Here is an 11,766-nt window from a genome sequence, read left to right as displayed (position 1 = left end):
GGGCGCGATCCTGCTTGCCGCGAAGCGGCTGCCGCCGGGCTGGCTGCGGCGGCGGTCGGTGCGCTGGGCGCACGACCTGGCGGAAGACCTGCGCATCCTGCTGTTCCGGCCCGCGACCTCGCTGGTCCTGCTGCTGAACGGGCTGGTCTCCTATGCCAGCCTCGGCGTGACGATCTGGCTGCTTGGCCGCTCGGTGGGCGCGGCGATCCCGCCCGACGCCTATCTGCTGGTGGTGCCGCCGCTGATCCTCGCCTCCGTCCTGCCGATCTCGATCGGCGGCTGGGGGGTGCGCGAGGTCGCCGCGCTGAGCCTTCTGACCGCGGTCGGCGCAAATGAGACACAGGCGGTGGCGATCTCGGTGCTGCTGGGTCTGGTCAGCCTGCTGGTGGCGCTGCCGGGGCTGCCGCTGTGGATCCTGGGGCGGGAGGAACGCCGCCGCCGGGACCTTGCCATGGCCGGCATTTCCAGCGGCGCTGCACGGGATTGAACCGCAACCAAGACGGTTGACGTTCACGCCATGAACACGGTATCACGGCGCCGCGTTGCGGAGGCCGGCCGGGCAGTCGAATCCCACTCCGTCCGGCCCTGACGGCAGCGATCGAAAACAGAGACGAGCCCCTGACGTGCCGCGGCACGGGACAGGTGAGGTTTGCGCTTCGGGCCGCTTTCACCCGAAGTGCGGTAGCTATGGTGGCGCGCCGGCCGCGGCACCGGGCGATACCCATCGGAACAACCACAACCATCGGAACAATCATCGGCCGACCCTGTTGACCCAGCCGCAGGAAACGCGAATCGCACCGCCGCGCGGCCTGGCCCTGCGCGAGCTGGCGGAGGCCTGGCAGCGCCGCGACCTGTTCCGCGCCCTGGTCGTCCGCGACGTCGCGATCCGCTATAAGCAGACGGCGATCGGCATCTCCTGGGTGCTGTTGCAGCCGGTGCTGACGGTGGCGATCTTCAGCTTCCTGCTGGGCCGGGTGGCAAAGGTCGATACCGGCGACCTGCCCTATCCGTTGTTCGCCTTCGCCGCGATGGTGCCCTGGCAGACCTTCTCCCGCGCGCTGACCGACGGCGCGCTGAGCGTCACCAACAATCCGGCGCTGGTCACCAAGGTCTACCTGCCGCGCCTGCTCCTGCCGGCATCGGCGACTGCGGCGGGTCTGCTGGACGCGCTGCTGGCACTCGCCCTGCTGGTCGTCCTGATGCTGGCCTACGGCGCGGTACCGGGCTGGCCGGCGCTGCTCGCCCTGCCGATCCTGGCCTGGGCGGCCCTGGTTTCCTTCGCCGCAGTGCTTTGGCTGTCGGCTGCCAATGCGCTGTACCGGGACGTCCGCTTCGTCCTGCCCTTCCTGGCGCAGACCTGGCTGTTCATGACCCCGGTCCTCTATCCGGCGGCCCTGGTGCCGGCGGACTGGCTCTGGCTCTACGCGCTGAACCCGATGCTGCCGGTGGTGGAATGCTTCCGCTGGGCGATGCTGGGAAGCGCACCTGCGGCGACCTGGATCCTGCTGCCGGGGATCGCCGTCACGGCGGTGCTGCTGATCGGCGGCCTGGCCTATTTCCGGGCGATGGAGCAGCGCTTTGCCGACCGGATCTGAACTTGCCGGCGGCAGCGCCGGCGGCAGCGCCGGCGGCAGCGACTGGGCGATCCGCGCCAGCGGCCTGGGCAAGCGCTATCGCCTGGGAGAAGACGCCCCCTATGGTGCCCTGCGCGACAGCCTGGCCGGCGGCGCGCGGGCCCTGGCCCGGCGGCTGGCGGGCCGCCCCGGTGGCGGCGATGCCGGCGGGCGAAAGACGTTCTGGGCGCTGCGGGAGGTCGACTTCGTCCTGCCGCGCGGCGCCGTGGTCGGGTTGATCGGCCGCAACGGCGCGGGCAAGAGCACCCTGCTGAAGCTGCTGGCGCGGATCACCCCGCCGACGGAAGGCGAAGCGCGGCTGCGCGGCCGGGTCGGCGCGCTGCTGGAGGTCGGCACCGGCTTCCATCCGGAGCTGACGGGGCGGGAGAACATCTTCCTGGCCGGCGCCATCATGGGGATGAGCCGGGCGGATGTCCGCCGCCGCTTCGACGAGATCACGGCCTTCGCCGACGTGGCGGCGTTCCTCGACACCCCGGTGAAGCGCTATTCCAGCGGCATGCATACGCGGCTGGCCTTCGCGGTGGCGGCACATCTGGAACCGGAGATCCTGCTGGTCGACGAGGTGCTGGCGGTCGGCGACGCCGCCTTCCAGCGCAAATGCCTGGGCCGGATGGATGCGGTGGCGCGCGAGGGCCGGACGGTGGTCTTCGTCTCGCACGCCATGACCTCGGTCACCCGGCTCTGCCCGCAGGCGATGCTGCTGGAGGGCGGCCGCCTGGCGATGCAAGGCCCGACCGGCGAGGTCGTTGCCCGCTACCTGCGCGGCGATGCCGGGACCCAGGCTGCGGCGGACTGGCCGGACGAGGCCGCCGCGCCGGGCGATGCGGTCGCGCGGCTGCGGTCGGTGCGGGTGCGCCAGCCGGGCGATGGCACCACCGGCGCGGCGCCGGGGATGGTGGATATCCGCCAGCCGGTGGAGATCGAGGTGACCTACCGGGTGCTGCGGGACGGCACGCGGCCGCTGGCCAACCTCCATTTCTTCAACGAGGCGGGGACCTGCCTGTTCATCAGCGTGGAGGCCGCCGGCGCGGCGCCGAAGGGGACGGGCGAGATTTCCGCCACCCTGACGATCCCCGGCAATTTCCTGGCCGAGGGGCTGGTGATCGTCGATGCCGCCCTGTCCACCCTGGAGCCGGTCACGGTCCATGCCCATGCCCGCGAGGCGGTGGCCTTCGAGGTGGTGGACAGCCTGGACGGCGATTCGGTCCGCGGCGCCTATGGCGGCGAGTTTCCCGGGGTGGTACGGCCCGCCCTGCCATGGCAGGTGCGGCATCTCGGCGGCGGCCTGCGGAGCGGGCCGGAAATTGAAACCGACACTGACAGAGCTGAGGCGGCAGAGGATCGATGAAGACAGTGCTACTGGCCGGCGGGTTCGGCACCCGCCTGGCGGAAGAGACGCAGGTTGTCCCCAAGCCGCTGGTGGAAATCGGCGGGCGGCCGATCCTGTGGCACATCATGAAGATCTACGGTGCCGCCGGCTTCGAGGAGTTCATCGTCGCGCTTGGCTACAAGGGCGCGGTGATCAAGCGCTTCTTCTTCGACCTGCAGCTGCTGGGCGGCAGCTACACCCTGGACCTGAAGACCGGCGAGACGACGCAGCATGACGGCCCGCCGGAGCAGTGGAAGGTGCACCTGGTGGAAACCGGGCTGAACACCCAGACCGGCGGCCGGGTGAAGCGGCTGAAGGACTGGATCGGCAACGAGACCTTCATGCTGACCTATGGCGACGGCGTGGCCGATGTCGACCTGAAGGCGCTGCTGGCCTTCCACAGGTCGCATGGCCGCCTGGCGACGGTGACCGCGGTACGGCCGCCGGCGCGCTTCGGCGGCATCGCGCTGGACGATGCCGGCAAGGTGGAGACCTTCATCGAGAAGCCGCAGATCGGCGAGGGCTGGATCAACGGCGGATTCATGGTTCTGGAACCGGGCATCATCGACTATATCGGCGGCGACGAGGACAGCCTGGAGCACAGCGCGCTGGAGCAGCTGTCCGAGGAGGGCCAGCTGATGGCCTATCGCCACGAGGGATTCTGGCAGTGCATGGACACGCTGCGCGACAAGCGCCAGCTGGAGGCGCATTGGGACAGCGGCAGGGCGCCCTGGCTGAAGTGGTGACGGGCCGGGAAGCGGTGGAAAGTGGCAGCAGCGGAAGCGGCAGGATCTCAAGCATGACCATCACGACGCAGCCGGCGGGTGTCGACCGCAAGGCGTTCTGGCGCGACCGCCGGGTGTTCGTCACCGGCGCCACCGGCCTGGTCGGTTCGGCGCTGACCCGTACCCTGCTGGACCTGCGGGCCGATGTCGTCGCCCTGGTGCGCGACTGGGTGCCGGGCTCCGCCCTGGTGAAGGACGGCACCATCGAGCGGGTCACCGTGGTGCGCGGCGACATCCGCGACCAGGAGCTGCTGACCCGCGCCCTGGCGGAGTACGAGATCGCCACCGTGATCCACCTGGCGGCGCAGACCATCGTGCCGATCGCCAACCGCAACCCGGTCTCCACCTGGGAAAGCAACATCGCCGGGACCTGGCGCCTGCTGGAGGCCTGCCGGCTGAACCCGAAGGTTTCCGAGGTGGTGCTCGCCTCCTCCGACAAGGCCTATGGCGAGGTGACCGACCTGCCCTACCGCGAGGACACGCCGCTGCAGGCGGTGTTTCCCTACGACGCCAGCAAGGCCTGCAGCGACATCATCGCCAAGTCCTACGCCCGCAGCTTCGGGGTGCCGGCCGCGGTGACCCGCTGCGGCAACTTCTTCGGCGGCGGCGACCTGAACTGGAACCGGATCGTGCCCGGCACCGTGCGTTCCGTGGTGCGCGGCGAGCGGCCGGTGATCCGCTCCGACGGCACCCTGGTGCGCGACTATATCTACGTCGAGGACGCGGTCGGCGCCTACCTGACCCTGGCGGAGCAGCTGGCCCACCGCAAGGACCTGGCGGGCGAGGCGTTCAACTTCTCCACCGGCGAGCGGCAGAGCGCCCGGGAACTGGTCGACCGGATCCTGGGGCACATGACCTCGAACCTGGACCCGGATGTCCGCAACGAGGCGTCCAACGAGATCCCGCACCAGTACCTGGACGCCACCAAGGCGCGCGAGACCCTGGGCTGGAAACCGGGCTTCGGGCTGGACGAGGGGCTGAAGAAGACGATCGGCTGGTACCGCGACTATCTGGAGGCGGCATGAGCATCGCGGCGATCAAGGAAAGCGGCCCCGCCAGCGAGACGATCACGGCCTGCCGCTCCTGCGGCAGTGCCGACCTGGTCGACGTGCTGGACCTGGGCGACACGCCGCTGGCCAATGCCCTGCTGGAGCAGGCGGAGCTGAAGCAGCCGGAGGCGCGCTTTCCGCTGAAGGTGGTGTTCTGCGGCGGCTGCGGCATGGTGCAGATCACCGAGACGGTGCGGCCGGAGATCCTGTTCTCCGACTATCCCTATTTCTCCTCCTTCTCCGACGCGATGGTGGCCTCCGCCGGCCGGCTGGTGGAGCGGCTGGTCGCCGACCGCGGCCTCGGCGCGGGATCGCTGGCGCTGGAGATCGCCAGCAATGACGGCTACCTGCTGCAGCACTACCTGCGGCTGGGCGTGCCGGTGCTGGGGATCGAGCCGGCCGCCAATGTCGCCGCGGCGGCGGAGAAGAAGGGGGTGACCACCCGGGTCGACTTCTTCGGCCGGGCGCTGGGGGCGACCCTGGCGGCGGAAGGGGTGCAGGCCGACGTCATCCACGCCAACAACGTGATCGCCCATATCCCGGACGTGAACGGCGTCTTCGCCGGCATCAAGGCGGTGCTGAAGCCCGACGGGGTGGCGGTGATCGAGGCGCCCTATGTCCGCGAGCTGGTGGAGCGCTGCGCCTTCGACACGGTCTATCACGAGCATTTCTTCTATCACGCGGCGACGCCGTTCCAAGCGCTGGTCGCCCGCCACGGCCTGACCCTGACGGATGTCGAGGCGATCCCGCTGCATGGCGGCTCGCTGCGCTATTTCGTCGGCCATGCGGGCCGTCCGGTGGCCCGCGCGGTGACCGACCTGTTCGCGGAGGAGGAGCGGATCGGCCTGACCCGCGCCGCCTACTACACCCGCTTCGGCGACAAGGTGGCGGCCCTGCGGGAGGAGCTGAAGGCGCTGCTGGCGCGGCTGAAGGCGGAAGGGCGCAGCATCGCCGCCTACGGCGCCTCGGCGAAGGGCGCGACCCTGCTGAACTTCTTCGGCATCGGTGCGGAGACCCTGGACTATGTGGTCGACCGCTCGACCGTGAAGCAGGGCCGCTTCACCCCGGGCACCCACCTGGAGATCCTGTCGCCGGAGGTGCTGCTGGAGCGGCGCCCCGACTACTGCCTGCTGCTGACCTGGAACTTCGCCGACGAGATCCTGGCGCAGCAGGCCGCCTATCGCGAAGCCGGCGGCAAGTTCATCCTGCCGGTGCCCGAGCCGCGGATCGTCTGAGCCGCCGGCATGCAGTTCGAACGGCTGGCCCTGGCCGGCGCCTGGCTGATCCGGCCGGAGCCGATCCGCGACGAGCGCGGCTTCTTCGCCCGCAGCTTCTGCGCCGAGGAATTCGCCGCGCACGGCCTGAAGCCGGGCTTCGCCCAGTGCAACATTTCCTTCAATGCGCGGAAGGGGACCCTGCGCGGCATGCATTTCCAGCGCCCGCCGCACGAGGAGGCGAAGCTGGTGCGCTGCACCGCCGGCGCGATCCATGACGTGATCGTCGACCTGCGCCCCGGCAGTCCGACCCGCGGGCAATGGGTGGCGGCGGAACTGACGGCGGAGAACCGCCACATGCTCTACGTGCCGGAAGGCTTCGCGCACGGCTTCAAGACCCTCGCCGACGCGACCGAGGTGTTCTACCAGATGGGCACCGCCTTCGTGCCGGGGGCCGGCGCCGGGCTGCGCCATGACGATCCTGCCCTGGCGATCGACTGGCCGCCGGGCGATATCGTGATCTCCGACAAGGACCTGTCCTACCCGGATTTCGACAGCCTGCCGCCGGAAAGCCTGGCCGCCCCGATGCGCACGGGCGCCGGTTGAACCGATGGCAGACGGCGACACGATCCTGCTCACCGGCGCGACCGGCTTCGTCGGCCGCCACGTGCTGTCGCGCCTGCGCGACCGCGGCCTGGCGGTGGTGGCGACCGCGTCGCCCGGCCGCGCGCCGGAAGGGCGGGACGGCGTCGACTGGCGGCCGGTCGACCTGACCGACCCGCAGGCGGCGGCGGGCCTGATGGCAGAGCTGCGGCCCGGCCGCTGGCTGCACCTGGCCTGGATCGCGACGCCGGGGAAGTTCTGGTCGGCGCCGGAGAACCTGCACTGGCTGTCGGCCGGCGCGGCGATGGCGGAGGCCTTCTATGCCGCCGGCGGACGCTATGCCCTGGGGGTCGGCACCTGTGCCGAATATGGCGGCGACCGCGCCGCCTGCCGCGAGGGCGAGACCCCGGTGGAGGCGGACACCGTCTATGGCCGCGCGAAGGTGGCGATGGGCGCAGGCCTGCTGGCCGCGGCCCAGGCCCATGGCGGCCGCGCCGGCTGGGCGCGGCTGTTCTTCCCCTACGGTCCCGGCGAGCCGCCGGGCCGGCTGATCCCCTCGGTGATCCAGGCGGTGCTGAAGGGGGAGGTCGTGGAGACGACGCACGGCCGCCAGATCCGCGACTTCATCTATGTGGAGGATGTGGCGGAGGCCCTGGTGCGGCTTCTGGACGCGGAAGCCGAAGGGCCGGTGAATGTCGGCAGCGGCGTCGATACAAGCCTGCGGCAGGTGATCGAGACGATCACCGCCATCGCCGGCGGGGCGGACCTGGTCCGCTTCGGCGCGCGGGCCGCCCCGGCGCACGAGCCGCCGGCGCTGGTGGCGTCGGTCGACCGCCTGCGGAAGGTCACCGGGTGGCAGCCGCGGACGGGCCTGCGCGACGGGCTGGAGCGCTGCATAGCGGACTGGAAGACGAGACTGGATCCGCCGTCGGCGGCGGCACAATGAACGGGATGCGGACTGCATGAAGATCGAGATCGACACCGACGCCAAGTCGCTGACGGTGGATGGCAAGGCGCTGGACCTCTACGGCCGGGAGGCCTACGACCTGGTCGCCGACCTGTGGATGAAGACCAGCTGGAACCAGAAATATTCCTACACCTTCACCTGGATGGGCCGGCCGATCATCCAGCATCCCGAGGACATGATCCGCACCGCGGAGGTGATCTACCGCCTGCGGCCCGACGTGATCATCGAGACCGGCATCGCCCATGGCGGCTCGCTGATCTACTACGCCAGCCTGTTCAAGGCGATGGGGCATGACGGCCGGGTGGTCGGCGTCGACATCGAGATCCGGCCGCACAACCGCGCGGCGCTGGAGGCGCACGAGCTGAAGCCGATGATCACCCTGATCGAGGGCGATTCCGCCGCGAAGGAGATCGTCGACAAGGCGGCGGAGGCGATCCGACCCGGCGACACCGTGCTGGTGATCCTGGATTCCAACCACACCAAGGGGCATGTGGCGAAGGAGCTGCAGGCCTATCACCACCTGGTCACCCCGGGTTCCTACATCGTCGCCACCGACGGGCTGATGGAGGTGCTGCACGACGTGCCCCGCGGGCATCCGGAATGGAAGGACGACAATCCGGCGGCGGCGGCGCGGGAATTCGCCGCGGCGCATCCGGAGTTCGAGATCGTGCAGCCGGAATGGGACTTCAACGAAAGCGACCTGGACCGCAACCTGACCGGCTGGCCGGACGCCTGGCTGCGCCGCAAGGCCTGACGGCCCATCGGGGCCGGGGAGCGCGCCGGGGGGCGGGATGCGGCACCAGCTGCTGATCCCGACCTACAACCGCCCGCGGGAGCTGGCGCGGCTGCTGCGCTTCCTGGCGGGCGGCCCGGACGGTGCCGCCGGGCCGCTGGCAGCGGAGGTCCTGGTCGGCGATTCCAGCCGGCCGGAGAACCGGGCCGCGAACCGGCAGGCCGTGGCGGCGGTGGCGGGCAGGCTGGCGGTCGAGCTGCTGGACTTCCCGGAGGAGATGCCGGCCTTCGTGAAGTACGGCGCCCTGGCCGCCGCGGCGGAAGGCGACACCGCCTCCTTCTGTGCCGACGACGACCTGGTGGTGCCGGAGGCCCTGGACGCGGCGGTCGCGGAGCTGGCGGCGCATCCGGACGATGGCCGGGTCGCGGTGCAGGGGCGGTCCTTCTACCTGGCGGAGCGGCCGGACGGCCTGGCGCTGGAATCGGCGGCCTACTGGCGGGACGACCTTTCCGCGGCGGACCGCTGGACCCGGCTGGAGGCGCTGTTCGCCGCCTACGAGGCGCCGTTCTACGCGGTCTACCGGCGGCCGGCGCTGCAGGCGGCCTTCGCCGCCATGCCGGCGGAGGCGGAGCCGCTGTGGCAGGAGCTCTGGCTGTCGGTGGCCAGCGCGGCGGCCGGGCCGATCGGCCGGCGGAACGAATGGGGCTACGGGCGGTTTGTCGTCGACCTGCCGGGGTTCAGCGACTGGCATCCGCATGAGATCATGGCGCGGCGGCCGATGCGCCTGGTCGACGGCATGCGCAGCTTCCGCGACGGCATCCTGGCGCAGGTGCTGGCGGTGCCCGGCGACGGGCCCGAAGCGGCGCGCTTCGACCTGCTGCTGCTGCGCTACCTGGGCGGCTTCCTGTCGTCCGGCGCGGTCGACGACCTGATCGCGGCGCGGCGGGGCAGGGCGGCCGACGGCGAGGCACTGGCCGCGGTGTGGCGGAAATGGGCGCGCGGCGCGGGCCGGGCGCGTGGCCGGCATCTGCGGCCCTGGCGGCCCGGCCGCGGTGCTGCGCTGCGCCGCCGCGGGGCGAGCATCGGGCATCGGGCGCTGCGGCGGCTGACCCGGGACCATCGCCGTCCGGTGGAAACGGATGAACATGTGTCATTGCCGCGCAGCGGTGCCCGGCTCACCCTGGGGCAGGAATTCCTGCTGCCCTCGGGCACCGGGGCGCCGGTGCCGGAGGATGCGCAGGTGCGGTCGCTGATCGCGACCATCGACAGGTACTGGGCCTGCGACGCGCCGGATTGAGGCGCGTGGCCGGCGGGCGGGATTGCGGACAACGGTTCTTCGGTCGGGAGATGACACAATGGGCCATGCAGCCACATACATGAAGGAAGCCGCGCAGATCGCGAGCGAGATCGACACCGGCATGATCGAGAAGATCGCCGAGGGGATCGCCGCGGTGCGGGAGGGCGGCGGCCGCCTGTTCCTGCTGGGTGTCGGCGGATCGGCCGGCAATTGCGGCCATGCGGTGAACGACTTCCGCAAGCTCTGCGGGGTGGAGGCCTATGCCCCCACCGACAACGTGTCGGAGCTGACCGCCCGCACCAACGACGAGGGCTGGGACACGGTCTTCGCCGCCTGGATGGCGGTGTCGAAGGCGAACGAGAAGGATGCGATCCTGGTCTTCTCCGTCGGCGGCGGCGATGCGGAGCGCAACATCAGCGCCAACCTGGTGAAGGCGGTGCAGGAGGCGCAGGCCCGCAGGATGAAGATCTTCGGCATCGTCGGCCGCTCCACCGGCTACACCGCCAAGGTGGGCGACGCGGTGGTCGTGGTGCCGGCGCCCGTGCCGGAGCGGATCACCCCGCATTCGGAAGCCTTCCAGGCGGTCGTCTGGCACTGCCTGGTCTCCCACCCGGTGCTGCAGACCAAGGGCACGAAGTGGGAGAGCGCGACGCAGCCGGCGGTCGCGGCGGCCGGCTGAGCCCGGCCGGACTTCGCAGCGACAGGGAAGGAAAGCGCCCGATGAAGCGCGCCGTTTTCCTCGACCGTGACGGGGTCCTGAACCGGGCCTTCCTTGCCGACGGCAAGCCGCGCCCGCCGCTGGATCTCAGCCAGTTCGAGATCATGCAGGGCGTGGCGGAGGCCTGCCAGCGGCTGAAGGAGGCCGGCTGGCTGCTGATCGTCGCCACCAACCAGCCGGACGTCGCCCGCGGCATCCAGCCGCGCCAGACGGTGGAGGCGATGCACGACCGGCTCCGCGCCGAATTGCCGCTGGATGCGATCAAGGTGTGCTGGGAAGAGGACGGCCCGGCCTGCACCTGCTACAAGCCGAAGCCCGGAATGCTGCTGGAGGCGGCGCGGGAATTCGACATCGACCTGGACGCCAGCATCATGGTCGGCGACCGCTGGCGCGACGTCGGCGCCGGCCAGAATGCCGGCTGCTACACGATCCTGGTGAACCACGGCTGGCCGGAACCGCCCCTGAAGGTGCCGGACGCCGTCTGCGCGGACCTGCTGCAGGCCGCCGACATCATCTTGAGTTTGACCGCCGAGGACTGGCGCAAGCGGAAAGGCCGCAGAGCCGAAAAGCGAGGAGCGCGGACGATGCCCAACCTGAAAGACCTGAAGGTCAAGATCTTCGCCGACGGGGCCGACCTGGCCGGCATGAAGGAAATGTACGCCCAGCCGCACATCAAGGGCTTCACCACGAACCCGACCCTGATGAAGAAGGCCGGCGTGACCGACTACAAGGCCTTCGCCAAGCAGGTGCTGGAGGCGATCCCGGACCGGCCGATCTCCTTCGAGGTGTTCGCCGACGAGCTGGACGAGATGGAGGCCCAGGGCCGCGAGATCGCGACCTGGGGCCACAACGTCAACGTCAAGATCCCGGTCACCAACACCCGCGGCGTCTTCACCGGCCCGGTGATCGCGAAGCTGTCGAAGGCCGGCGTGGTGCTGAACATCACCGCGGTCTTCACCGTCGACCAGGTGAAGGCGATCGCGGAGGCCCTGGCGCCGGAGACGCCGGCGATCGTCTCCGTCTTCGCCGGCCGGGTGGCCGATGCCGGCGTCGACCCGGTGCCGCTGATGAAGGAATGCCACGAGGTGCTGAAGGCGCGGCCGAAGGCCGAGCTCCTGTGGGCCAGCCCGCGCGAGGTGCTGAACATCATCCAGGCGGACGAGGTCGGCTGCGGCATCATCACCGTGACCAACGACATCCTCGGCAAGCTGAAGACCGTCGGCAAGGACCTCGACGCCTTCTCCCTGGAGACGGTGGAGATGTTCCACAAGGACGCCACGGCGGCCGGCTACAGCATCGAGACCGGCAAGGCCGAGGCCGCCGAGTAGCCCTCGGTCCTGCCATCCGGGGCGGCGCCGGCCGGAACCGCCCCCTCCCCTGATCGCTCCCGACGGGTG

Annotated in this window: 12 protein-coding genes; all 12 read left to right on the top strand. The window is 70.6% G+C overall.

All coding sequences use genetic code 11. The annotated features are described in order from the left end of the window. Window positions 1-487, top strand: a 487-nt coding sequence (locus ACFOGJ_RS08095) for a lysylphosphatidylglycerol synthase domain-containing protein (RefSeq protein WP_379899346.1), incomplete at its 5' end; no start/stop codon positions are given. Window positions 488-767: 280 nt separating this feature from the next. Then, complete coding sequence (locus tag ACFOGJ_RS08090) at window positions 768-1,595, top strand: ABC transporter permease (protein ID WP_379899345.1); 828 nt, start codon at window positions 768-770, stop codon at window positions 1,593-1,595. Continuing rightward, on the top strand, window positions 1,579-2,982 hold the full coding sequence (locus ACFOGJ_RS08085; RefSeq protein ID WP_379899344.1) for an ABC transporter ATP-binding protein: 1,404 nt from the start codon (window positions 1,579-1,581) through the stop codon (window positions 2,980-2,982). Before ACFOGJ_RS08090 ends, ACFOGJ_RS08085 begins: the two co-directional genes overlap by 17 nt. Continuing rightward, on the top strand, window positions 2,979-3,749 hold the full coding sequence (gene rfbF, locus ACFOGJ_RS08080; protein ID WP_379899343.1) for a glucose-1-phosphate cytidylyltransferase: 771 nt from the start codon (window positions 2,979-2,981) through the stop codon (window positions 3,747-3,749). Before ACFOGJ_RS08085 ends, rfbF begins: the two co-directional genes overlap by 4 nt. A gap of 53 nt (window positions 3,750-3,802) precedes the next feature. Beyond that, window positions 3,803-4,813: a GDP-mannose 4,6-dehydratase gene (locus tag ACFOGJ_RS08075; protein ID WP_379899342.1), complete on the top strand. Its 1,011-nt coding sequence runs from the start codon at window positions 3,803-3,805 to the stop codon at window positions 4,811-4,813. Further along, window positions 4,810-6,072 carry a methyltransferase domain-containing protein gene (locus ACFOGJ_RS08070; protein ID WP_379899341.1) on the top strand — a complete coding sequence of 421 codons (1,263 nt, stop codon included), beginning with the start codon at window positions 4,810-4,812 and terminating at the stop codon, window positions 6,070-6,072. Before ACFOGJ_RS08075 ends, ACFOGJ_RS08070 begins: the two co-directional genes overlap by 4 nt. A gap of 9 nt (window positions 6,073-6,081) precedes the next feature. Further along, window positions 6,082-6,657 carry a dTDP-4-dehydrorhamnose 3,5-epimerase gene (gene rfbC / locus ACFOGJ_RS08065; RefSeq protein ID WP_379899340.1) on the top strand — a complete coding sequence of 192 codons (576 nt, stop codon included), beginning with the start codon at window positions 6,082-6,084 and terminating at the stop codon, window positions 6,655-6,657. A gap of 4 nt (window positions 6,658-6,661) precedes the next feature. Next, on the top strand, window positions 6,662-7,600 hold the full coding sequence (locus ACFOGJ_RS08060; RefSeq protein WP_379899339.1) for an NAD-dependent epimerase/dehydratase family protein: 939 nt from the start codon (window positions 6,662-6,664) through the stop codon (window positions 7,598-7,600). A gap of 16 nt (window positions 7,601-7,616) precedes the next feature. Beyond that, window positions 7,617-8,375 carry a cephalosporin hydroxylase family protein gene (locus ACFOGJ_RS08055; protein ID WP_379899338.1) on the top strand — a complete coding sequence of 253 codons (759 nt, stop codon included), beginning with the start codon at window positions 7,617-7,619 and terminating at the stop codon, window positions 8,373-8,375. A 37-nt stretch (window positions 8,376-8,412) separates the two neighbouring features. After that, complete coding sequence (locus ACFOGJ_RS08050) at window positions 8,413-9,651, top strand: TIGR00180 family glycosyltransferase (RefSeq protein WP_379899337.1); 1,239 nt, start codon at window positions 8,413-8,415, stop codon at window positions 9,649-9,651. Window positions 9,652-9,709: 58 nt separating this feature from the next. Next, window positions 9,710-10,330 carry an SIS domain-containing protein gene (locus ACFOGJ_RS08045; protein WP_379899336.1) on the top strand — a complete coding sequence of 207 codons (621 nt, stop codon included), beginning with the start codon at window positions 9,710-9,712 and terminating at the stop codon, window positions 10,328-10,330. 41 nt (window positions 10,331-10,371) lie between these two features. Then, window positions 10,372-11,697, top strand: coding sequence for a transaldolase (locus tag ACFOGJ_RS08040; RefSeq protein WP_379899335.1), 1,326 nt, complete (start codon window positions 10,372-10,374; stop codon window positions 11,695-11,697). Window positions 11,698-11,766: the final 69 nt, after the last annotated feature.

The organism is Marinibaculum pumilum (assembly GCF_042646425.1).
Classification (GTDB): Bacteria; Pseudomonadota; Alphaproteobacteria; order Ferrovibrionales; family Ferrovibrionaceae; genus Marinibaculum; species Marinibaculum pumilum.
Note: the sequence above shows the minus strand (reverse complement) of the source record. Positions and strands in the feature narration are given on the sequence as shown.

Bases quoted from the DNA above. Each gene is read 5' to 3' on its own strand.
- rfbF (WP_379899343.1), top strand. From the start codon at position 2,979: ATGAAGACAGTGCTACTGGCCGGCGGGTTCGGCACCCGCCTGGCGGAA.
- ACFOGJ_RS08040 (WP_379899335.1), top strand. From the start codon at position 10,372: ATGAAGCGCGCCGTTTTCCTCGACCGTGACGGGGTCCTGAACCGGGCC.
- ACFOGJ_RS08050 (WP_379899337.1), top strand. From the start codon at position 8,413: ATGCGGCACCAGCTGCTGATCCCGACCTACAACCGCCCGCGGGAGCTG.
- rfbC (WP_379899340.1), top strand. From the start codon at position 6,082: ATGCAGTTCGAACGGCTGGCCCTGGCCGGCGCCTGGCTGATCCGGCCG.
- ACFOGJ_RS08055 (WP_379899338.1), top strand. From the start codon at position 7,617: ATGAAGATCGAGATCGACACCGACGCCAAGTCGCTGACGGTGGATGGC.
- ACFOGJ_RS08045 (WP_379899336.1), top strand. From the start codon at position 9,710: ATGGGCCATGCAGCCACATACATGAAGGAAGCCGCGCAGATCGCGAGC.
- ACFOGJ_RS08060 (WP_379899339.1), top strand. From the start codon at position 6,662: ATGGCAGACGGCGACACGATCCTGCTCACCGGCGCGACCGGCTTCGTC.
- ACFOGJ_RS08070 (WP_379899341.1), top strand. From the start codon at position 4,810: ATGAGCATCGCGGCGATCAAGGAAAGCGGCCCCGCCAGCGAGACGATC.
- ACFOGJ_RS08075 (WP_379899342.1), top strand. From the start codon at position 3,803: ATGACCATCACGACGCAGCCGGCGGGTGTCGACCGCAAGGCGTTCTGG.